This window comes from Bradyrhizobium tropiciagri (assembly GCF_001189845.1).
Lineage (GTDB): Bacteria > Pseudomonadota > Alphaproteobacteria > Rhizobiales > Xanthobacteraceae > Bradyrhizobium > Bradyrhizobium tropiciagri.
Map to the genome: position 1 here is coordinate 35,216 of NZ_LFLZ01000033.1, position 20,758 is coordinate 55,973.

The following is a 20,758-nucleotide window of genomic DNA, read 5'->3' on the forward strand; positions in this document are numbered from 1 at the left end:
ACAACAGGACGCTCAAATGAACGCCCCCACGAAGCCCGGCTTCACCGACTACATCGTCAAGGACATTGCGCTCGCCGATTTCGGCCGCAAGGAAATCTCGCTGGCCGAGACCGAAATGCCCGGCCTGATGGCCACCCGCGAGGAGTTCGGCCCCAAGCAGCCGCTGAAGGGCGCGCGCATCGCGGGCTCGCTGCACATGACGATCCAGACCGCCGTGCTGATCGAGACGCTGGCCGCGCTCGGCGCCGACATCCGCTGGGTCTCCTGCAACATCTATTCGACCCAGGATCACGCCGCCGCGGCAATCGCCGCCGCCGGCATTCCGGTGTTCGCCGTCAAGGGCGAGACGCTGACCGAGTACTGGGACTACACCGCCAAGCTGTTCGACTGGCACGGCGGCGGCACCCCGAACATGATCCTCGATGACGGCGGCGACGCCACCATGCTGGTGCATGCCGGCTACCGCGCGGAGCAGGGCGATACCGCCTTCCTCGACAAGCCGACCTCCGAGGAAGAGGAGATCTTCTACGCGCTGGTCAAACGTCTGCTGAAGGAGAAGCCGAAGGGCTACTTCGCCGAGCTCGCCAAGAACATCAAGGGCGTCTCGGAAGAGACCACCACGGGCGTGCATCGTCTGTACGAGATGGCCAACAAGGGCACGCTCTTGTTCCCGGCGATCAACGTCAACGACAGCGTCACCAAGTCGAAGTTCGACAACCTCTATGGCTGCCGCGAGTCGCTGGTCGACGGCATCCGCCGCGGCACCGACGTGATGCTGTCGGGCAAGGTCGCGATGGTCGCGGGCTTCGGCGACGTCGGCAAGGGCTCGGCGGCCTCGCTGCGCCAGGCCGGCTGCCGCGTGATGGTCTCCGAAGTCGATCCGATCTGCGCGCTGCAGGCGGCGATGGAAGGCTATGAGGTCGTGACCATGGAAGACGCCGCGCCGCGCGCCGACATCTTCGTCACCGCCACCGGCAACAAGGACATCATCACCATCGACCACATGCGCGCGATGAAGGATCGCGCCATCGTCTGCAACATCGGCCACTTCGACAACGAGATCCAGATCGCGTCCTTGCGCAATCTGAAGTGGACCAACATCAAGCCGCAGGTCGACGAGATCGAATTCCCCGACAAGCACCGCATCATCATGCTGTCGGAGGGCCGCCTCGTGAACCTCGGCAATGCGATGGGCCACCCGTCCTTTGTGATGTCGGCGTCGTTCACCAACCAGACGCTGGCGCAGATCGAGCTGTTCGCCAACAACAAGGATGGCAAGTACGCCAAGAAGGTCTACGTGCTGCCGAAGACGCTCGACGAGAAGGTCGCCCGCCTGCACCTCGCCAAGATCGGCGTCAAGCTGACCGAGCTGCGCAAGGAACAGGCCGACTATATCGGCGTCAAGCAGGAAGGTCCGTACAAGTCGGATCACTACCGCTACTGAGCTGCGCTGACCGCGATCGATGAAGTGAAGAGCCCCGGCCATCGTCCGGGGCTTTTTGCTGCGCTGTTTTGCAGGCGGGCCTCGTCATTTGTCGTCCTGGCGAAAGCCAGGACCCATAACCACCGCAATTGCTGATGAGCGGGAATGGGGCCCCGGCGTCGCTCAACAATGATCGCTTGGGGTAATGGGTCCTGGCTTTCGCAGGGACGACGATGTGGATGGTTCTCGATTCAAGGTGCCAAACACGCGGTGTCATCACCCGCGAAAGCGGCTGATCCAGTAGAGGCAATTGTTATTGAGGCGATGGGCTGCCCGCCAGGCGTCGTCCCTGCGAAAGCAGGGACCCATACGCCGCGGCGGATTTTGTTGCAGGTACTCGTCGTTCCATCATCGCCAACAATGAGCGATTGTGGTTATGGGTCCCTGCTTACGTAAAGCAGGGACGACAGTGAGTTTGTTGCACGGTCTGGGAGTCATACGTCGCGCATTGGCGCGACATGGTCTGCCCGAGCTTGGCTAGTCGTTCCGCCCTCTCATGAACAGAGGGCGCCGTAATCCGCCTCACCCCGCCTTCCGCGCCGTGCCGTGTCCGAGCTGCCGCGAGATGTCGCTGGCGCAATCGCGCAGCGCGGCCGCGATCGCGCTGTCCCAGCTGGCGTCGAAGGTGCCTTCCGGGCCCATCGCGGTTATGACCAGGGCGACGTGGCCGGCGTGGTCGAACACCGGGGCGGCGAAGGCGTTGACGCCGGGCAAGGGATCGCCGATCGCGCGCGCGAGGCCGCGACTCTGAACTTCCGAAAGCATCTCCGTGGTCTTCGCGCTGATGGTCTCGCGCTTTGGATTGTAGCCGACGCCGAGGCGGTCGAGGCCGCTCTCGAGCGCGGTCTTGACGGCGTTCGGCGGCATGAAGGCGGCGAAGGCGCGGCCGGTCGCGGTTTCGAGCAATGCCACCACCGATCCGACGCGCATTGCGATATGCACGGGATGGCTCGGCTCCTCGAGCCGCACCACGGTCGCGCCGTGGGTGCCCCACACCGAGAGCGACACCGCATGATTAATGCTGTCGGCGAGCGCGGCGATCCTGGGCGTCGCGATCCGCACCGCGGACTGCCGGCGCAGGCTGATCAGGCCGAGCTCGAGCGCCAGCGCCCCGATCTCGTAGCGGCCGGTGGTCTCGTCCTGCTCGATCAGGCCGATGCGCGAAAAACTGACGAGATAGGGATGTGCCTTGGCTGGCGGCATGCCGGCTTCGCGCGCGAGATCGCGCAGCATCATAGGCTCGCCGCTGCGGGCGAGCGCGCGGAGCAATTCCCCGCCGACCTCGATCGATTGTATGCCGCGGCTTTCTCTCGTCATCGCGTCCTGCCAGCTCTCCGACAACGTCCTTATACGGCGAGAAACCCTCCGTCGACCGGCATGGTCACGCCGTTCACATAAGACGCCAGCTCCGAGGCGAGGAACACCACCGGACCCACCAGCTCCTCGGGCTGGCCGACGCGGCCAAGCGGCGTGCGGCCCAGAAATCCGGCGAGCCGGACAGGGTCGTTGCGGGTCGCTTCGGTCATCGCGGTTTCGATCACGCCGGGCGCGATCGCATTGACCCTGATGCCATCGGCGGCGAGCTCGCGGGCGAGCGCCTGGGTCAACAGCTTCACGCCGCCCTTGGACGGTGCGTAGCCCAGCGTGTCGGCCACGCCGAGGAAGGAGGCGATCGAGCCGAGATTGATGATCGTGCCGCGCGTCTCGCGCAGCGCCGGCAGGAAGGCGTGGGTGACGTTGAAGGTACCGGTCAGATTGACGTCGAGCACCCGCCGCCAATTGTCCTGCGCCCGCGGGGAAGAGATGCCTTCGCGGATGATGATGCCGGCATTGTTGACCAGGATCGCGATCGGCCCGACCTCGCGCGCCATCCTTTGCGCCAGCGCGTAACAGGCTTCGGCATCGGTTACGTCGAGGTCGAAGGACCATGCCGCGCGGCCGTGTTCGCGGATGTCGGCCGCGGTTTGCTCGGCGCCGGCAAGATCGATGTCGGTCACGACAACGTCTGCGCCATGCGCCGCGAGGCCGAGCGCGATGGCGCGCCCATTGCCGTGCGCTGCTCCAGTGACCAGCGCGCGCTTGCCGGTAAGCAGGTTCGGCAATGCGCTCATGCTGCGCTTCTTTCCGCCGCTGCGCCGGCGATGTGCTTGCCCGCGATGTAGCCGAAGGTCAGCGCGGGGCCGAGCGTGATGCCGGCGCCGGGATAATTGCCGCCCATGATGCTCGCCATGTCGTTGCCGGCGGCATAGAGGCCGGCGATTGGCTGGCCGTCGGCGTCGAGCGCGCGGGCATTGGCATCGGTGCGGATGCCGGCATAGGTGCCGAGATCACCGATCACCATCTTGATGGCGTAGAACGGCCCGTGCTGGATCGGCGCGATGCAGGGATTGGGCCCGTGCAGCGCATCACCTTGGTAGCGATTGTAGGCGCGCGAGCCCTTGCCGAAGGCGGGATCGCGTCCCTCGGCCGCGGTCGTGTTGAACTCGGCGACTGTCGCCTCGAACGCCCCGGCGTCGATGCCGGCCTGCGCAGCGAGCTCTGCGAGCGTCGCGCCGCGCTTGAGGTAGCCGGTCTTGAGATGATGGCCGAGCGGCATCGGGCGCGGCGGCACACAGCCGAGGCCGTATTTGCGCAGCGTCTCGTGGTCGCAGACGAGATACGCCGCGATCTCCTCGCCGGGCTTCGCCGCCCTGATCATCGCCTGCACGAAGTCGTGATAGGAATTGCCTTCATTGGCGAAGCGCTTGCCGTCGGCCATGACAGCGATCACGCCGGGCTTGGCGCGATCGATGAAATGCGGCATCACGCCCTTCGAGCCGTCCTTGCGCGTGGTGACCGAGACCGGCACCCAGGCCGCGGCATTCGGCAGCGAGTCCTCGACGCGGCCGCCGGCGGATTCCGCAAGCCGCAAGCCGTCGCCGGTGTTGCCGGTCGGACCCGGCGAGTAATGCTCCCTGCCGGTCGGCGCATGCGGAAACATCTTCTGCCGCCGCGCGACGTCGTGCGGGAAGCCGCCGCAGGCGAGCACCACGCCGCGTTTGGCGTTGACGCGGATGGCGCGGCCCTCGCGCACGACGATTGCGCCGCGCACCACGCCGTTCTCGACGATCAATTCGCGTACCGGCGAATTGAGCCAGAGCGGGATCTTGAGGTCGAAGGCGGATTTCGCCAGCCGTCCGGCGAGCGCGTTGCCGTTGGTCAGCGTCATGCCGCGGCCGTTGCGCATCACGTCGATCGCGTGCTTCGACAGCCGCTTGGCGACATAGGCCGCCGAGGTCAGCGACCGCGTCGCGCGCATGAAGTGCACGATCTCCTTGCCGGAGCCGAGCATCATGCCGAACACGGTGAGCTCGGGCAGGGGGCTGCCGAGATTCTTCAGGGCATCGCCGAGTTCGTGCGCGTCGAACGGCCGCGTCACCATCGAGCGGCCGCCCTGCGCGCCGCCGGGCGCTTCGGCATGATAGTCCGGGAAGGTCAGCGGCATGTCGAAACGAACCGCGGTCTTCGTCGTGAAGAAGTCGACCGCCTTCGGCCCCTCGGTCAGGAAGGCATCGACGCGCGCGGCGTCAAAACTGTTGCCGGCCTCATGGCGCAGATAGGTTTTGGCCTGGTCGGGGCTCTCCTCGATGCCCCAGGCCCTGGCCAGCGAGGTGCCGGGGATCCACAGCCAGCCGCCGGAGCGCGCCGTGGTGCCGCCGAACCGCGGCTCCTTCTCGACGACGAGGACCTTCAGGCCGTGATGGCCGGCGGTGACGGCGGCCGACAGCCCGGCGCAGCCGGAGCCGACGACGAGCGCGTCGCAATCATACGTTTCTTCGTTGGCCACGCGATCGATCCTATTTCTTGAGCAGCGGGCACTTCGACTCGGAGATCGGACGGAAGGCGTCCTCGCCCTTCACCATCTTGATGATGTCGAGATAGTCCCACGGCTCCTTGGATTCCGAGGGCTTCTTCACCTTGGCCAGATACATGTCGCGGATGACGCGGCCATCCTCGCGCAGCTTGCCGCCATGCACGAAGGTGTCCTCGATCGGCAGCTCGCGCATCTTGGCCATCACCTTCTGCGGATCGTCGGTACCGGCCGCCTTGATCGCCTTGAGATAATGCAGCACCGAGCCGTAGACGCCGGTCTGGATCATGGTCGGCATCACGTTGGCGCGGGCGAAGAACTTCTTCGACCATGCGCGGGTTTTGTCGTCCATGTTCCAGTACGACGCCGTCGTCATGTAGGTGCCCTGCGCGGCGTTGAGGCCGATCGCATGTACGTCGGTGTCGAACATCAGGAGGCCGACCAGCTTCTGGCCGCCCTGCACAAGGCCGAACTCGCCGGACTGCTTGATCGAATTGTCGGTGTCCTGGCCGGCATTGGCGAACGCCACCACATCCGCCTTCGAGCTCTGCGCCTGCAACGCAAATGAGGAGAAGTCGGCTGTGTTGGTCGGGTGCCGGACGCCGCCGAGCACCTTGCCGCCCATCTCGTTGATGAAGCGGGTGGCGTCCTTCTCGAGCTGTTGGCCGAAGGCGTAGTCCGCGGTGATGAAGTACCAGGATTTGCCGCCTTCCGCGGTCACCGCCGACGCCGTCACTTTCGACAGCGCGTAGGTGTCGTAGGTGAAGTGCACGGTGTTGGGGCTGCACAGCTCGTCGGTCAGCGAGCTCGCGCCGGGACCGGACAGCAGCGCGATCTTGTTGCGCTCGCGCACCATGTTGTGCACGGCGATCGCAATGCCGGAATTGGGAATGTCGACGACGGCGTCGACCTTGCCGTTGTCGAACCAGCCGCGCACGATCTGCACGCCGACATCGGTCTTCATCTGGTGGTCGGCGGAGACGATCTCGATCGGCTTGCCGAGCACGGTGGGGCCGAATTCCTCGACCGCCATCTTGGCCGCCTCGACCGAGCCCGGGCCGGAATTGTCGCGGCCCCAGCTCGACAGGTCGGTCAGCACCCCGATGCGCACGACGTCGTCGGAAACCTGGGCATGAGCAGCCGTCGTCATGACAGCGAGAATGGCTGCCGCCAAAAATTGTCTCATCGTTCCTCCTCTGGATGTCCGCATTCTCTGGCGGGTCGGCCCAAAATTAGGAATTATCAAATCTATTTGTCAATGGCGAATTCAGATGTGTGAATGTTGTCACACAGTCGCCTCCTCGAATGAGGCGGCGCTTCACATTTGGTGAGCATACGCTTACATGGCTGATCCGGGATGGCACTGCGGGGCTTCCAGCTCACGCCAGAGCTTGCGGCAGTACCAAGTCACTATGAACAGGGGAATTTTCGCGGACGGCGATGCGCTTCGCCGCCCGCGCGGAGCCAGCCTTCATCGGGATCGGCTCTTGCGGGGGCGGTGCACGAAGAGCGTGGGCGGGCTGCGATCATAGACGGATCATGTTGAGACAGCTCTTCGCGCCACAGCTCGTTATTCTCTACGTGCTGGCGGCCTCCACACTCTACGTCCACTTCCGCGGCAGACAGCGGCTGCGCTTCGCCCGCCAGCTCGGCGATCACTCGACCTATCTCGCGCCCTACAATGTGCTGATGTATGCGGGCTCCGCGGTGCCCAACACGCCGGTGATTCCGGTCGAGCAATTTCCCGAGCTGAAGAAGCTCTCCGACAATTGGGAGACGATCCGCGACGAGGCGACGCGCCTGTTCGATGAGGGCTTCATCCGCGCAGCCGCCAAGAACAACGACTGGGGCTTCTATTCGTTCTTCAAGAGCGGCTGGAAGCGCTTCTATCTGAAATGGTACGACGACTTCCTGCCGTCGGCCCGCACGCTGTGCCCGCAGACGGTGGAGCTGCTCAATTCGATCCCGAACGTGCACGGCGCGATGTTCGCGATGCTGCCGCCCGGCGGCAAGCTAGGGGCGCATCGCGATCCCTTCGCCGGCTCCTTGCGCTATCACCTCGGCCTCGTGACGCCGAATTCGGACCAGTGCCGCATCCTCGTCGACGGCGTCGAATGCGTCTGGCGCGACGGCGAGGCCTTCATGTTCGACGAGACCTTCATCCACAGCGCCGAGAACAAGACCGACGTCAACCGCATCATCCTGTTCTGCGACGTCGAACGGCCGATGAAGTACGGCTTCATGACCAGGATGAACCGTTGGGTCAGCCACAACATCGTCAAGGCGTCGGCGACCCAGAATGTCGACGGCGAGCATGTCGGCGCGCTGAACAAGGTGTTCGGCAAGCTCTATGAGCTCCACCTCGGCAGCCGCAAGGTCAAGGAATGGAATCGGAACGTGTACTACACGCTCAAATATTCCGTGACCGCGCTGATCCTCGGTTTGATTGTGGTGTCGGCGCTGCGGTGAGCCGCCTACGATTCCTGAAAGCAAACGCCCCGGAGCATGCTCCGGGGCTTTTTGTCTGGGGCGTGAGCTGTGAGGCGCGGCGGCGTCAGTCGCGCTCGAAAACCTTGGCGCCGGGGTAGACGCGCCTTGCGTAGGCGACGACCCACTCCCGATCCTGGGTCTCCAGGAACGGAGTTCGGATCTTGCACGACCCGACGATGAGGTGCCACAGGCCATCCAGCTTCTGAATGTTGACGATCATCTGAGTGTTCCTCGAGAACCCGCGTTCTTCCCGCAATAGTCGTGCGCTTCGCTCCCCGGAGCCGTGATCCCGATCACAGATTTCGCAACACAGCTCGCGCCGGGCGAGGCTTGCTATCGTGTCGGCAGAGAGACACCGGGAACTGTGCATCCGATGAAGTAGCCGCGAGTATAAGAATCACGCGCCATCGCTCTACTGTACGAGCGTAAGCGCAGGGCACCACAAAGATTCAGCGAGGCTATACCAAGGTATGCTGATGTTTGTCCGACGGTGTTGCAGCGGTGCATTGCCTGAGTGACTTTTCCACGACGTCCATCGACCCAGCCGCGATGCCAACTATCGTTCAACTTTGCGCTGCCCGGCAGCTTTCGTGCTCCGATCCGTTACACGAGGGTGATACAGTTTCATCAGGCATTTCGCATTGAGGGGACCTTGTCATGTCGGAGACTGCAGGAGTTTTCGCCACCACCGCGCTGAGCGGCTACGAGCTGTTGGCCGATCCGCAACTGAACAAGGGCACGGCGTTCTCCGAGGCGGAGCGCGAGGCGTTCGATCTGCACGGCCTGCTGCCGCCCAACATCCTGACGCTGGACGAGCAGGTCTCGCGCCGCCTCGAGGCGTTGCGCGGCTACGAGACCGACATCGAGCGCTATGCCTTCTTGCGCGAATTGCAGGACACCAACGAGACGCTGTTCTATGCGCTCCTGGTCGGCAATTTGGAAGAGCTGCTGCCGATCGTCTACACGCCGACCGTCGGCGAGGGGTGCCAGAAATTCAGCCGGCTGTTTCGCAAGCCGCGCGGTCTGTTCCTGAGCATTCCGCACCAGCACCGGATCGACCGCATCTTCGCCCATCCGCGTTTCGATCACGTCGAGGCGATCGTGGTGACCGACGGCGAGCGCATCCTCGGCCTCGGCGACCAGGGCGCCGGCGGCATGGGCATCCCGATCGGCAAGCTCGCGCTCTACACCGGCTGCGGCGGCCTGCATCCGGCGACCACGCTGCCGATCATGCTCGACGTCGGCACCGACAATCCGGACTGCCTGGCCGATCCGCTCTATATCGGCTGGCGCAACGAGCGCGTTCGCGGCCAGGCCTATGACGACTTCATCGAGGCGTTCGTCTCGGCGGTGGTGAAGCGCTGGCCGCGCGTTCTGCTGCAATGGGAGGACTTCGCCAAGAACAATGCGACGCGGATGCTCGAGCGCTACCGCGACCGGCTCCTGACCTTCAACGATGATATCCAGGGCACCGCGGCGGTGGCGACCGGCGCCTTGCTTTCCGCGATCAACGTCACCGGGGTGCCGCTGACCGAGCAGCGCGTCGCCGTGCTCGGCGCCGGCTCCGCCGGCTGCGGCATCGCCAGCCTGATCCGCGCCGCGATGGTCGATGCCGGCCTGCCTGAGAGCGAGGCGGCGAAGCGCTTCTTCATGGTTGACCGCGACGGGCTGCTGCTCGAGGGCATGAGCGGGCTCGCCCCGTTCCAGCTGCCGTTCGTGCAAAACAAGTCGGCGATCGCAGGCTGGCAGCTCAGCCATCCCGACAAGATCGCGCTGCTCGACGTCGTGCGCAACGCGAGGCCAACCGTGCTGATCGGCGTCTCCGGCCAGGCCGGCGCGTTCTCCGAGCCGATCGTGCGCGCGATGGCCGAGTGCAATGCGCGGCCGGTGATCTTCCCGCTGTCCAATCCGACCTCGCGCGAGGAAGCGGCGCCGGTCGATATCGAGGCCTGGACCGAGGGGCGGGCGCTGATCGGCGTCGGCAGCCCGTTCCCGCCGATCACCCGCGACGGCGCGCGCTTCAAGGTCGACCAGACAAACAACTCCTACATCTTCCCGGGCGTCGGCGTCGGCGCGCTCGCGGTCGGCGCCAGCCGGGTCAGCGACGGCATGTTCATGGCCGCCGCCAAGGCGCTCGCCAGCGTCTCGCCGGCGCGCAACAATCCGAAGCACAATCTCTTGCCGCCGGTCAGCGCGCTGCGCGAGGTGGCGCTGACGGTCGCACTGGCGGTGGCGCTGCAGGCGCACAAGGAGGGGCTCGCCAAGGATGTTCCGATCGACCAGGTCGAGGCGCGCATCCACGCCAAGGTCTGGACGCCGCGCTACGTTCCCTATCGGCGCAGCGATCGGCCTTAGGGCCCGGGACGCATCAGCGTGCCGCGACCTCGGCGGTGCCTGCGGTCAGGCGAGGGCTTCGGCTATCGCCTCGGCCGACTAAAGATCTAGCCTCCATGTTCCATTCCGCGGGAACTTTCCGGGGCGCCGTGTCGTTTGTACTCAAACGACCCGAATACGCGACATCCACCGGGGGCTTGTCCGAGGGAGACGCTCCCATGGTAACACTCGGCTCGACACTCGGCACGTCACCCGGCCGCGACGCCAACCAACTCACGCCAGCCGAGCATCAGCTCCAGCTGCGCCGCGCGGTGATCGCCTCCACGGTCGGGACCGCGATCGAATGGTATGACTTCTTCCTCTACAGCACCGTCACCGGCCTCGTCTTCGCAAAGCTGTTCTTTCCGCATTCCGATCCCTGGGTCGGCACGCTGGAAGCCTTCGCGATCTATGCGGTCGGCTTCATCGCGCGGCCGATAGGCGCTGCGATCTTCGGCCACTATGGCGACCGCATCGGACGCAAGTCGACGCTGATCGCGACGCTGCTGTTGATGGGATTGGCCACCGCGGCAGTGGCATTGGTGCCGACCTATTCCAGCATCGGCATCTGGGGCGCGGTGATCCTCACCGTGCTGCGCTTCATCCAGGGCGTCGGCGTCGGCGGCGAATGGGGCGGCTCGGTGCTGATGTCGATGGAATGGGCACGCAACGATCGCTCGCGCGGCCTGATCGCCTCCTGGCCGCAATTCGGCGTGCCGTGCGGGCTGTTCCTCGCCAATCTTGCCGTGCTCGCCTTCAGCCAGATGTCGGGCGACCAGTTCCTGGCGTGGGGCTGGCGCGTCCCGTTTGCGCTCAGCATTATGCTAGTCGGCGTCGGCCTCTACATCCGGCTCGGCATTCTGGAAACGCCTGTGTTCACCAAGCTGCTGGCCGAGCGCAAGGTCGACCGCACGCCGATGCTGACGGTGATCCGCGATCATCCGAAGGAGATCCTGCTGTCCGCCTTCGCGCGGATGTCCGAACAGGCGCCGTTCTACATCTTCACCGCCTTCGTGTTCTCCTACGGCGTCGGGACGCTGCACATGTCGCGAGACATGTTGTTGACCGCGGTGCTGTCGGCTTCGGTGGTCTCGTTCGTGTCGATCCCGGTGTTCGGACATCTGTCCGACCAGATCGGCCGCAAGAACATGTACATGATCGGCGCGTTGGTGACCGGCGTCTTCGGCTTCATCTACTTTGCGATGCTCAATACCGGATCGGTGCCGGTCATCTTCCTTGCGATCATTCTCTCGCTGGTTCCGCACGATATGCAGTACGGGCCGCAGGCCGCCCTGATCGCCGAAAGCTTCACCGGCCGCCTGCGCTACAGCGGCGCCTCGCTCGGCTACCAGCTCGCATCGGTCATCGCAGGCGGTCCCGCGCCGCTGATCGCGACCTGGCTGTTCGGCACCTATCATTCGTCGACTGCGATCGCGATCTACATCGCGCTCTGCGCCGTCATCACGCTGGTCGCAACCGCGCTGATGACCGACTACACCGGCAAGGACATCAACGCCGCGGCCGTGCATCAGCGGTGAGTCTGAGAAGCATGGGAGAAGCAGATGGTGAAATGGCGAAAGGAATCGGCGCTTGATCTCTATAACCTTGCCGCAGCGATCGTCCTGCTCGCTGCGCCGTGGTTGTTCGCGCATGCCAATCCGACGGCGGCGATCGATCTCAGGATCAGTGGTGCCGCCATCGCGATCATGTCGCTGGCGGCGATCGTCGCGTTCGCGATCTGGGAGGAGTGGATCAATCTGTTCGTCGGATGCTGGCTGATCGTCTCGCCCTGGCTGCTCGGCTTCACCCACACCCGCGCGATGCATTTTGCCATCGCCGCGGGTGCTGTGGTCGCGTTCATGGCGCTGCTCGAGCTGTGGCTCGAATACGAGAAGACGCATCTCGGCCCGGCCGCGCCACAGGCCGCCGAAAGACATTAGGAGCCACTGCGGGCGCGATCGCGGATTGACCCTTTCTTTTGAGCATGATCTCTCCGGAAAACCGCTTCGCACTTTTCCGGATCATGCTCTAGCAACCGCGGCAAATGCCCCTGATCTTGCGGTCGACGATCGCATCCTCCTGATCGATGGTCTGCTGCGACGCCGATGCCGCCGCCGGAATGTCGGCGGCGCGTGGCTGGCGATGGCCAACCGGCGCCGACCACGGTCGCGTAGCGGTTTCATTTGAAGCGTAAGCGTTGGGCTCCTGCACCGCCGATTGTGTGAAGGACGAGGTCGCCAATGCCGCGGACAGGATTGCAGCGAGGCCAATCTGTTTGCCCAGGCGCCGAAGATCGCTCATGAGAAATCTCCATGTCATTATCGCCGCGTTGTGCGCGGCCCTGGTGAATGGAGTGCCGCTGTCATTCCGGTATTCCCCGCTCCATCTGATGCGATGGGAGGCGATCGCGGTTCGGTGATCGCGCGTGAGGAAATATTTTCGAACGTTGACGGTCTTGGGTCACAGGAGCCGAGCTTGGTCGGCTTCATCCACGCGGAGAATTCCTATGACCAAATTGACCTTCGCTGCGCTTGCGCTGGTTGCGGCAGCTGCGTATTCGGCTCAGGCGTCGGCCGCCCACAACAATGCTGCGGCGCGGCGTGCCCATGCCTCGATGACGGCGACGACGACACCGGTCAGCAGCAAGACGACTGATTGCGTGCGTGCGCCGAACGTCGGATCGTTCGCGACCGCGCCCTTCACCGAACCGCCCTGCATGCCCGGCACGATGCGCTGACCACACGCAGCGGAAAGTCCCGGACCTCTGGTCCGGGGTTTCCCGGCCATGCGCGGTCGTTGGGATGCGACCGGGATTGAGCGTGACCCACGTCACAGGCGGGCTGCTGCAATCATGCGAACAGTGCGGCGTCGGAGCTGGCGCGTGGTGCCCGGCCCGAGTTCAAGGAGACGTCGCATGACACGCAATTCGCTTATTGCTTTCGCTGCCGTTGTCGCGTTCGGCGTTACCGCGCTGGGCTCCGCACAGGCGGGCAGACTTCCCATGGCGCCGCCGAAGAATGTCGGCGCGAAACTGCCGCCGGGCGGCTCGGGCGGCCCGCATCGCCAGCCGGTCGATCCGCAGCCCTCACTCGGAAGTGGTTACAGTGGTGACAGCGCGGGTGGCAGCGGCGGCGGCGGGTATATGGGCGACCCCAACCATCCCGGCCACGAGCAGTTCTGAAAACGCAAACGGCCCCGAACCTGGTTCGGGGCCGCGGTCTGCGGGCGGATCGGATCCGGAGTCTACTCGGGCTTGCCGATCGTCACGGCGAGCTTGCCGACGCCGTCGACGCCGCATTCGAGCTTGTCGCCGACCTGCAGCTGCGAGACGCCGGCGGGGGTGCCGGTCATGATGATGTCGCCGGCGGCGAGCTTCACCTGCTGCGAGAGCTGCCAGATGATCTCAGGCACGTTCCAGATCAATTCGTTGAGGTCGCCCTTCTGCGCTTCCTTGCCGTTGACGGTGAGCCAGATCTTGCCGCTCGAGGGGTGGCCGATCTTCGAGGCCGGCTGGATCGCGGAGCAGGGCGCGGAATAGTCGAACGACTTGCCGATCTCCCAGGGCCGCTCCTTCTTGCGCGAGGCGATCTGCAGGTCGCGGCGGGTCAGGTCGATGCCGACGGCATAGCCGTAGACATGCTCGAGCGCCTTGTCGGCGGGAATGTTGAGCCCGCCGCTCTTCATCGCCACCACCAGTTCGACCTCGTGATGCAGGTCCTTGGTCAGCGGCGGATAGGGGATCGTCGCACCATCAGGCACCAGCATGTCGGCATGCTTGCCGAAGAAGAACGGCGGCGCACGCTCGTCATTGCCCATCTCCCTGATATGCTCGAGATAGTTGCGGCCGACGCACCAGATGCGACGGACCGGATAGGTGCCGGATTCGCCGACGACGGGAAGCGAGGGCTGCGGGGGAAGCGGAATGACGGTGGAGGCGGCGTTCATGAACGGGTCCCGGAGGGTTGAAGGAGGGAGCGCGGGCGGTTTTTACGCGGTTACGGCGCTGGGGGCTAGAGGCTGCGGTTGCGTCAGGCGCAGAGGTGAGGCCAGCTTTCCGCCGAGCGCGGCCGGCTTCGGCCAGCGAGGGCGGTGATACCGATGCGGAGGTGGCTTTCGATCGGCCTTGCCCTGATTGCCGCGGTCCTGTTCGTTTCCGCCGTGCGGTTCTTTGTGGTCGCCCCGGAACGGATCGACCGGGGGCAGAACAAGGTCCAGCGCGTAGCCGTGGACATCACGCCCGCCGCGCAGGCCTTGCAGGCGACGCTCGACGTCGCGGACATGCATGCGGACAGCCTGCTGTGGAAGCGCAACCTGATCGCGCGATCGGATCGCGGCCATATCGACCTGCCGCGCCTGATCGAGGGCCGCTACGCGCTGCAGGTGTTCTCGTCGGTCACCAAGTCGCCGAAGGGCCAGAACTATGATGCCAACGCCGGCGACACCGACACGATCACGAACCTCGCCATCATCGACCTGCAGCCGATGCGGACGTGGTTCTCGTTGCTGCAGCGCTCGCTGTGGCATGCCGAGAAACTGCACAGCTTCGCCGACAAGTCCGCCGGACGGCTGCGCGTGATCACGACCGCGGCCGATATCGACCGCCTGCTCGCGGACCGCAAGAACGGCATGACGGTGGTCGGCGGAATGCTCTCGATCGAGGGCCTGCAGGATCTCGAGGGCAACATCGACAATCTCGACGTGCTCTACGCCGCCGGATTCCGGATGGCCGGTCTCGCGCATTTCTTCGACAATGATGTCGCAGGCTCGATGCACGGCGTGGCCAAGGGCGGGCTGACGCCGCTCGGCCGGCAGGTGGTGCAGCGGATGGAGGCGATGGGAATGATCGTCGACCTCGCCCATGCGAGCCACGCGACGGTTGCAGATGTGTTGGCGATGGCGAGCCGCCCGGTGGTTTCGAGCCACGGCGGCGTTCAGGCGACCTGCAAGGTCAACCGCAATCTCACCGACGATGAGGTGAGGGGCGTCGCGCGCACCGGCGGCGTGGTCGGCATCGGCTTCTGGCAAGGCGCGGTCTGCTCGCTCGATCCGAACAATGTCGCGCGCGCAATCGCCCATGTCCGCGACCTCGTCGGGATCGACCATGTCGGCCTCGGCTCGGATTTCGACGGCTCGACCACCACGGGATTCGATGCGAGCGGGATTGCCGCCGTGACCCAGGCGCTGATGTCGAGCGGCTTCTCCGAGGACGACATCCGCAAGGTCATGGGCGGCAACGTCCTGCGCGTGCTGCGCGCAGGCATTGTCGCCAAGGACGGCAAGGGATGATCAGCCCGTGGCGCTGATCGGCGCCAACGCCAGCGGCGACGGATCGTGGTGGTGCTGCAGGCGGAAGAACGAGGCGTAGCGGCCGCCGCGGCGCAGCAGCTCCTCGTGCGCCCGCGCTCGACGATCTCGCCGCCCTCGACCACCAGGATCGCATCGGCATGCATGATGGTGTGCAGGCGGTGCGCGATCACGATCGTGGTGCGGCCCTGGCAGAGATGCTCGATCGCTTCCTGCACCTGCTTCTCGGACTCCGAATCGAGCGCGGCGGTGGCCTCGTCGAGCAGGATGATCGGCGCGTTCTTGATCAGCGCGCGGGCGACCGCGATGCGCTGGCGCTGGCCGCCGGACAGTTGCGTGCCGTGCTCGCCGACCGGCGTGTCGTAGCCGAGCGGGAAGCTCATGATGAAGTCGTGCGCGCAGGCGGCCTTGGCGGCGTCGACGATCTCGGCCTCGCTGGCACCTTGCTTGCCGAACGCGATGTTGGCGCGGATGGTGTCGCGGAACAGATAGACGTCCTGGCCGACATAGGCAGTCTGCTGGCGCAGCGACTTGCGCGAGACCTGGGAGATCGACTGTCCGTCGATCAGGATCTCGCCCTCGCTCGTCTCGTAGAAGCGCAGCAGCAGGGCCAGCACCGTCGATTTGCCGCCGCCGGAGGGACCGACCAGCGCGGTCACCTTGCCGGGTTCGGCGACGAAGCTCATGCGGTTCAGCACCGGCTCGCCGGGCCGGTAGGCGAAGCTCAAGTCGCGCAGTTCGATCCGCGCGTCGGAGAGCTGCAGCGCCGGCTTGTCGTCGTCGGCCTGCTCGCTCGCCGGGCTGTCGACGACCTCGAGCAGCATTCGCGCGCCGACCAGCTGGCTGTTGAGGTCGATGTTGAGCCGCGCCAGCCGCTTGGCCGGCTCGGTCGCCATCAGGAAGGCGGTCAGGAAGGTGAAGAACTGGCCGGGCGTGGAACCGAGCGCGACCACGCTGTAACCGCCATACATCAGGCAGCCGGCGACCGCGAAGCCGCCGAGCATCTCCATCAGCGGGTTGGAGCGGTTGGCGACGCGCGCCATCTTGTTGGCGTTGCTCTCGACGATCGCGATGTTCTCGTCGATCCGCTGCTGCATAGTGTCTTCCAGCGTGAACGCCTTCACGGTGCGGATGCCCTGCAGCGATTCCTGCATCGTCTCCATGATGTCGGCGGTGCCGGTGAACTGGTTGTGGGCGAGGCCCTTGATCCGCTTCACCAGCCTGCGCAGCATCAGCATCGCCGGCGGCACCGCCACCAGCCCGATGAACGACATCAGCGGGTCCTGCCAGACCATGACGGCGAGCATGCTGATCAGCATCAGGAAGTCGCGGCCGATCGCATTGACGAGCATGTTGAGCACGTCGGTGATCGACTTGGCGCCGGCGGTGAGCCGCGCCAGGAATTCCGAGGAGTGCCGCTGCGAGAAGAAGCCGATGCTTTCGCTCATCAGCTTGGCGAACAATTGGCGCTGGTTCCGCGCCAGGATCGCGTTGCTGATCTTCGACAGGATCACCATGTGGCCGTAGGTCGCCACGCCCTTGACGAACAGCAGCACCACCGTGACCCCGGCGAACATGGCGATGCCGGGGATGTTCTTGTCGACATAGGCCTGGTTGATGACCTGGCCGAGCACATAGGTGGCGGCCGCCGTCGAGCCGGCCGCAACCGCCATCAGGGCGAACGCCGTCAGATAGCGCCGCCAGTAGGTGATCCCCTGTTCCGTGACCAGGCGGCGGATCAGGATCGCCGCACCGTAGGGATCGTCGGTAATTTTCTTTGGAAACTGAGCCATCCGCGTTCCATTGACGGCGGGCAGCGCCGGCCGTCAGGGTTGCGGACCTCCTTGCCCGCTTGGCGGGGCTTTTTCAAGCACAATAACGGCTTGATAACGGCTTGATTTTTAGGCCGATTCTGCCTGTCGCGCAGCGCCGCCGCGCTCCCGGAACAGCTTCTCCTCCCAGGCCAGCGCGTGGCTCGCGATGGTCTCGAGATCATCGTAGCGCGGGGTCCAGTCGAGCAACGAGCGGATCCTTCTCGTATCCGCCACCATGGTCATGATGTCGCCGGGCCGGCGCGCGGCATAAGCGACGGCGAAATTGCGCATCGAGACCCGGCGCACCGCCTCGATGGTCTCGAGCACCGAATAGCCGCGGCCATAGCCGCAGTTCATCGTCACCGACTGCCCGCCGCGCGCAGATAGGCCAGCGCCGAGCGATGCGCCTCGACGAGGTCGCTGACATGGATGAAGTCGCGGACGCAGCTGCCGTCCTGGGTCGGATAGTCGGTGCCGAACACGTCGATCTTGGCGCGCTGTCCGGTCGCGGCCTCGACCGCGATCTTGAGCAGATGGGTGGCGCCGATGGTGGCAAGACCGACCCGGCCCTTCGGGTCGCGCCTGCGACGTTGAAGTAGCGCAGCACGACATAGTTCATGCCATGGGCGGAGGCGACATCGTGCAGCATGATCTCGGTCATCAGCTTCGACGAGCCGTAGGGCGACAGCGGACGGGTCGGCGCGATCTCCGGCACCGGCACCTGGTCCGGATTGCCGTAAACGGCCGCGGTCGAGGAGAAGATGAAGCGGCTGACGCCGCCCTTCACGGCGGCGTTGAGCAGGCTGCGAGTCGTCATGGTGTTGTTGCGGTAATAGCCGAGCGGATCGCGCATCGAATCCGGCACCACGACCGAGCCGGCGAAATGGATGATGCTGTCGATGCCATGCTGTGCGATCACGCCCTCGACCAGGTTCTCGTCGCCGGCATCGCCGATGAACAGCGGCACGCCTTCGGGCAGGAACGCGGAGAAGCCGGTGGAGAGATTGTCGACGACGATGACGCTCTCGCCGGCATCGACCAGCGCATGAACCATGTGACTTCCGATATAGCCGGCACCGCCGGTCACGAGCACGGTCATGGATAGAGCTCTCCCGATATCTTTAACTGATGATGCTAGCGGCAGTGCGGTGAAGAGGGGGTTTCGCCGCGGCCGAACTGGCCACTATGCTTAATGTTGCGTATAGGAACTGGCGCGAAACGGAGACTTGCGTGCCGATCGAGAACACACCTGCCGGCGAGCTGCAGCTCATCGTGCCGAACCTGCACCGACGCTATTCGGGTGTCACCGCGACCAACCGCATGGTCGCGCCCAAGCTTGCAAAGATGTTTCGCGCAGGCTGGCTCGGCTCGCATCGGCCTGACGGCATCGACGCGTTGCGATTTGCCGATCTGATGCGGCTGTGGCGGCGCGCGCAACCTGTGATCTGGCACGCGCGGCGCAATGACGAGATGATCGCAGGGCTGCTGCTGCGTGCGCTCGGCTGGCCGCTGAAGCTGCTGTTCACCTCGGCCGCGCAGCGTCATCACACCTGGCTGACGCGCTGGCTGATCCGCAACATGGACGCGATCATCGCGACCAGCCCGTTGTCGGCCTCGTATCTCAAGCGCGAGGCCACCGTGGTGATGCACGGCGTCGACACCGACCGTTATGCGCCGCCGGCCGATCGCGCGAGCGCCTTCGCCGAGAGCGGATTGCCGGGGCGCTATGCAGTCGGCTGCTTCGGGCGGGTGCGCGCGCAGAAGGGCAGCGATGTGTTCGTCGAGGCGATGTGCAGGCTGCTGCCGCGCTATCCCGATTTCACCGCCGTCATTGTCGGCGCCGTGGTGCCGGAGCAACTGGCCTTTGCCAATGAGCTGAAGCGCAAGATCGAGGCCGCCGGTCTGCAATCGCGCATCATCATCACGGGTGAATTGCCGATCGAGGATGTCGTGCGCTGGTACCAGCGGCTGACGATCTACGCCTTCACCTCGCGCAATGAAGGCTTTGGCCTCACCTTGATCGAGGCGATGTCGGCTGGCGCGGCGCTGGTGGCCGCGCGGGCGGGCGCCGCCGAGTTCGTGGTCGAAGACGGTGTCACCGGCGTGCTGACGCCGCCCGGCGATGCGGACGCGCTGGCGGCAGCGCTCGAGCCTTTGATGCGCGATCCGGCAGCGGCTGAAGCGATGGGGGCGCGGGCGCGCCAACGAGTTGTGGATAAGTTCAGCCTCGATGCCGAGGCCAATGCCATCGCCAAGGTCTATCGCGCGTTGATCTGAGCCAGCACGCGCTCGGCGATGCCGACGACCTCCTCGGCCGCGATGTCGCGCATGCAGCGATGGTCGTTCATGGTGCAGACCGTGCGCTGGCACGGCTGGCACGGCAGCTTGCTCTTGGTCTGCCGCACGGTCGCGGCGAGGCCATTGAGGGGGGCCCAGAGATAGGGATCGGTCGGGCCGAAAATGCCCATGGTCGGGGTGCCGATCGCGGCCGCGATGTGCATCAGCCCGGAGTCGTTGGAGATGGCGACACTGGCCGCGGCCATCGCCAGCACGCCGTTGCGCAGATCGGTGCCGGTGAGATCACGGACCCGGGCGCCACCGGCGGCCACAATCTCCTGTGCCAGTGCCTTCTCGCCGGGCCCGCCGACCACCCAGACGTCGAAGCCGTGTTCGGCGAACAGCCGCGCGGCTTCCGGATAATAGGTCCAGCGCTTCGAGACCCCGACCGAGCCGGGTCCGAGCGCGATGGCCGGACCGCTGCCGAGGCCGTTGGCCTGTCGCCACCGGCTGACGTCGTCGGCGGGAACCCGGAGTTGCGGCACCGGCCATTCCGGCGGGCGGGCGGCGCCATCGGGCAGCGCCAGAATGGCGTTCTTGTCGATGAAGCGCGGCTGCTGCTTCTCGCCCCATCGCATTGCGTTGATCAGGCCGAACCGCGCCTCGCCGAAGAAGCCGACCCGCTCCGGGATGCCCGCCAGGGCCGGCGCGATGGCCGCCTTCCAGGTGCGCGGCAGCACCAGCGCGGTGGCATAGTTCCGCTCCCGAAACTCGGCCGCCAGCGCCCGCTGCCGGGCCAGCGCCAGCCGGCTGCGCGGCAAGTCGAAGACGATCCCGGCGCGGACACCGGGCATATAGTCGACCAGAGGGGCGCAAAGCCTTGATGTCAGGAGGTCGACCGGCCGGTTGGGCCAGCGCTTGCGGAGCACCCTGACCACCGTGTGGCCGCGCACGAAATCGCCGATCCATAAATAGGGCACGACGAGGATGGGTCTGGTATCCTCGGCATCCTGGGTTTCGATATCAGATATTGAATCAATATTCATTTCTAAATGGGCCAAGGCCGCGCCAGCGCGGCCAAGTCGGTAACCGGTTCGCGATAAGAGGTAAAGCCGTCGTTGCCTGTGGCGCGGGAGTGGGGCAAAGCTGGCGGCTGCAAAGGAATCT

General features: G+C 65.3%; 17 protein-coding genes and 2 pseudogenes. 9 read left to right on the forward strand and 10 right to left on the reverse strand.

What is annotated here, in order from left to right:
- Positions 1-16: 16 nt before the first annotated feature.
- Positions 17-1,444 (forward strand): adenosylhomocysteinase, encoded by a 1,428-nt coding sequence (gene ahcY, locus AKN84_RS24505; RefSeq protein ID WP_050423159.1) that lies wholly within the window; start codon positions 17-19, stop codon positions 1,442-1,444.
- A 561-nt stretch (positions 1,445-2,005) separates the two neighbouring features.
- Here the strand turns inward: ahcY and AKN84_RS24510 are convergent.
- From AKN84_RS24510 to AKN84_RS24525, 4 genes are read right to left on the reverse strand one after another with little or no spacing between them, the layout of a single operon-like run.
- Entirely contained in the window at positions 2,006-2,800 is a 795-nt protein-coding gene (locus tag AKN84_RS24510; RefSeq protein ID WP_050423202.1) for an IclR family transcriptional regulator, read from the reverse strand.
- A gap of 29 nt (positions 2,801-2,829) precedes the next feature.
- Complete coding sequence (locus AKN84_RS24515) at positions 2,830-3,594, reverse strand: SDR family NAD(P)-dependent oxidoreductase (protein ID WP_050423160.1); 765 nt, start codon at positions 3,592-3,594, stop codon at positions 2,830-2,832.
- A complete protein-coding gene (locus AKN84_RS24520; protein WP_193399681.1) occupies positions 3,591-5,309 on the reverse strand; it encodes an FAD-dependent oxidoreductase in 1,719 nt (572 codons plus the stop codon). The genes AKN84_RS24515 and AKN84_RS24520 overlap by 4 nt, the downstream gene beginning before the upstream one ends.
- A 10-nt stretch (positions 5,310-5,319) precedes the next feature.
- The gene (locus tag AKN84_RS24525) at positions 5,320-6,519 is read right to left on the reverse strand and encodes an ABC transporter substrate-binding protein (RefSeq protein ID WP_050423162.1); all 1,200 of its coding nucleotides are present in this window, start codon (positions 6,517-6,519) and stop codon (positions 5,320-5,322) included.
- Positions 6,520-6,872: 353 nt separating this feature from the next.
- Between AKN84_RS24525 and AKN84_RS24530 the strand changes: the two genes are divergently transcribed.
- The gene (locus tag AKN84_RS24530; RefSeq protein WP_050423163.1) at positions 6,873-7,802 is read left to right on the forward strand and encodes an aspartyl/asparaginyl beta-hydroxylase domain-containing protein; all 930 of its coding nucleotides are present in this window, start codon (positions 6,873-6,875) and stop codon (positions 7,800-7,802) included.
- An 85-nt stretch (positions 7,803-7,887) separates the two neighbouring features.
- Here the strand turns inward: AKN84_RS24530 and AKN84_RS48130 are convergent, their stop codons facing one another.
- Complete coding sequence (locus tag AKN84_RS48130) at positions 7,888-8,043, reverse strand: hypothetical protein (protein ID WP_167350189.1); 156 nt, start codon at positions 8,041-8,043, stop codon at positions 7,888-7,890.
- 437 nt (positions 8,044-8,480) lie between these two features.
- On the opposite strand from AKN84_RS48130, the gene AKN84_RS24540 reads away from it, so the two are divergent.
- The 3 genes from AKN84_RS24540 to AKN84_RS24550 all read left to right on the forward strand — a co-directional run bounded on the left by AKN84_RS24540 (position 8,481) and on the right by AKN84_RS24550 (position 12,136).
- Entirely contained in the window at positions 8,481-10,178 is a 1,698-nt protein-coding gene (locus tag AKN84_RS24540; RefSeq protein WP_050423165.1) for an NAD-dependent malic enzyme, read from the forward strand.
- A 197-nt stretch (positions 10,179-10,375) separates the two neighbouring features.
- Positions 10,376-11,734 carry an MFS transporter gene (locus AKN84_RS24545; RefSeq protein ID WP_050423166.1) on the forward strand — a complete coding sequence of 453 codons (1,359 nt, stop codon included), beginning with the start codon at positions 10,376-10,378 and terminating at the stop codon, positions 11,732-11,734.
- Positions 11,735-11,758: 24 nt separating this feature from the next.
- The gene (locus tag AKN84_RS24550) at positions 11,759-12,136 is read left to right on the forward strand and encodes an SPW repeat protein (RefSeq protein WP_050423167.1); all 378 of its coding nucleotides are present in this window, start codon (positions 11,759-11,761) and stop codon (positions 12,134-12,136) included.
- 88 nt (positions 12,137-12,224) lie between these two features.
- Here the strand turns inward: AKN84_RS24550 and AKN84_RS24555 are convergent, their stop codons facing one another.
- Positions 12,225-12,497, reverse strand: a complete 273-nt coding sequence (locus tag AKN84_RS24555) for a hypothetical protein (RefSeq protein WP_244485467.1) — start codon at positions 12,495-12,497, stop codon at positions 12,225-12,227.
- Positions 12,498-12,702: 205 nt separating this feature from the next.
- On the opposite strand from AKN84_RS24555, the gene AKN84_RS24560 reads away from it, so the two are divergent.
- Positions 12,703-12,933: a hypothetical protein gene (locus AKN84_RS24560; protein ID WP_050423168.1), complete on the forward strand. Its 231-nt coding sequence runs from the start codon at positions 12,703-12,705 to the stop codon at positions 12,931-12,933.
- Between the two features lie 177 nt (positions 12,934-13,110).
- Positions 13,111-13,377 carry a hypothetical protein gene (locus tag AKN84_RS24565; protein WP_050423169.1) on the forward strand — a complete coding sequence of 89 codons (267 nt, stop codon included), beginning with the start codon at positions 13,111-13,113 and terminating at the stop codon, positions 13,375-13,377.
- Between the two features lie 62 nt (positions 13,378-13,439).
- Here the strand turns inward: AKN84_RS24565 and AKN84_RS24570 are convergent, their stop codons facing one another.
- Positions 13,440-14,141, reverse strand: coding sequence for a fumarylacetoacetate hydrolase family protein (locus AKN84_RS24570; RefSeq protein ID WP_050423170.1), 702 nt, complete (start codon positions 14,139-14,141; stop codon positions 13,440-13,442).
- Between the two features lie 153 nt (positions 14,142-14,294).
- Here AKN84_RS24570 and AKN84_RS24575 point away from each other — a divergent pair, with 153 nt between their 5' ends.
- On the forward strand, positions 14,295-15,482 hold the full coding sequence (locus tag AKN84_RS24575) for a dipeptidase (RefSeq protein ID WP_050423171.1): 1,188 nt from the start codon (positions 14,295-14,297) through the stop codon (positions 15,480-15,482).
- Here AKN84_RS24575 and AKN84_RS24580 read toward each other — a convergent pair.
- Together AKN84_RS24580 and galE are read right to left on the reverse strand one after the other, a co-directional pair.
- Positions 15,483-17,293, reverse strand: a pseudogene (locus tag AKN84_RS24580) (ABC transporter ATP-binding protein).
- 108 nt (positions 17,294-17,401) lie between these two features.
- Positions 17,402-18,413: pseudogene (galE, locus tag AKN84_RS24585) on the reverse strand (UDP-glucose 4-epimerase GalE).
- Between the two features lie 137 nt (positions 18,414-18,550).
- Here galE and AKN84_RS24590 point away from each other — a divergent pair.
- Positions 18,551-19,591: a glycosyltransferase family 4 protein gene (locus AKN84_RS24590; RefSeq protein ID WP_050423204.1), complete on the forward strand. Its 1,041-nt coding sequence runs from the start codon at positions 18,551-18,553 to the stop codon at positions 19,589-19,591.
- Here the strand turns inward: AKN84_RS24590 and waaF are convergent.
- Positions 19,573-20,637, reverse strand: coding sequence for a lipopolysaccharide heptosyltransferase II (gene waaF, locus AKN84_RS24595; protein ID WP_128971120.1), 1,065 nt, complete (start codon positions 20,635-20,637; stop codon positions 19,573-19,575). The two genes, AKN84_RS24590 and waaF, sit on opposite strands and share 19 nt — an antisense overlap.
- Positions 20,638-20,758 lie beyond the last annotated feature (121 nt).

Excerpts from the sequence above, each read along its gene's own strand:
- AKN84_RS48130 (WP_167350189.1), bottom strand. The coding sequence starts at position 8,043 with ATGATCGTCAACATTCAGAAGCTGGATGGCCTGTGGCACCTCATCGTC.
- AKN84_RS24540 (WP_050423165.1), top strand. The coding sequence starts at position 8,481 with ATGTCGGAGACTGCAGGAGTTTTCGCCACCACCGCGCTGAGCGGCTAC.
- AKN84_RS24555 (WP_244485467.1), bottom strand. The coding sequence starts at position 12,497 with ATGAGCGATCTTCGGCGCCTGGGCAAACAGATTGGCCTCGCTGCAATC.
- AKN84_RS24510 (WP_050423202.1), bottom strand. The coding sequence starts at position 2,800 with ATGACGAGAGAAAGCCGCGGCATACAATCGATCGAGGTCGGCGGGGAA.
- AKN84_RS24515 (WP_050423160.1), bottom strand. The coding sequence starts at position 3,594 with ATGAGCGCATTGCCGAACCTGCTTACCGGCAAGCGCGCGCTGGTCACT.
- AKN84_RS24565 (WP_050423169.1), top strand. The coding sequence starts at position 13,111 with ATGACACGCAATTCGCTTATTGCTTTCGCTGCCGTTGTCGCGTTCGGC.
- AKN84_RS24530 (WP_050423163.1), top strand. The coding sequence starts at position 6,873 with ATGTTGAGACAGCTCTTCGCGCCACAGCTCGTTATTCTCTACGTGCTG.
- AKN84_RS24525 (WP_050423162.1), bottom strand. The coding sequence starts at position 6,519 with ATGAGACAATTTTTGGCGGCAGCCATTCTCGCTGTCATGACGACGGCT.
- AKN84_RS24570 (WP_050423170.1), bottom strand. The coding sequence starts at position 14,141 with ATGAACGCCGCCTCCACCGTCATTCCGCTTCCCCCGCAGCCCTCGCTT.
- AKN84_RS24545 (WP_050423166.1), top strand. The coding sequence starts at position 10,376 with ATGGTAACACTCGGCTCGACACTCGGCACGTCACCCGGCCGCGACGCC.
- AKN84_RS24575 (WP_050423171.1), top strand. The coding sequence starts at position 14,295 with ATGCGGAGGTGGCTTTCGATCGGCCTTGCCCTGATTGCCGCGGTCCTG.
- AKN84_RS24560 (WP_050423168.1), top strand. The coding sequence starts at position 12,703 with ATGACCAAATTGACCTTCGCTGCGCTTGCGCTGGTTGCGGCAGCTGCG.
- waaF (WP_128971120.1), bottom strand. The coding sequence starts at position 20,637 with ATGAATATTGATTCAATATCTGATATCGAAACCCAGGATGCCGAGGAT.
- AKN84_RS24550 (WP_050423167.1), top strand. The coding sequence starts at position 11,759 with ATGGTGAAATGGCGAAAGGAATCGGCGCTTGATCTCTATAACCTTGCC.
- ahcY (WP_050423159.1), top strand. The coding sequence starts at position 17 with ATGAACGCCCCCACGAAGCCCGGCTTCACCGACTACATCGTCAAGGAC.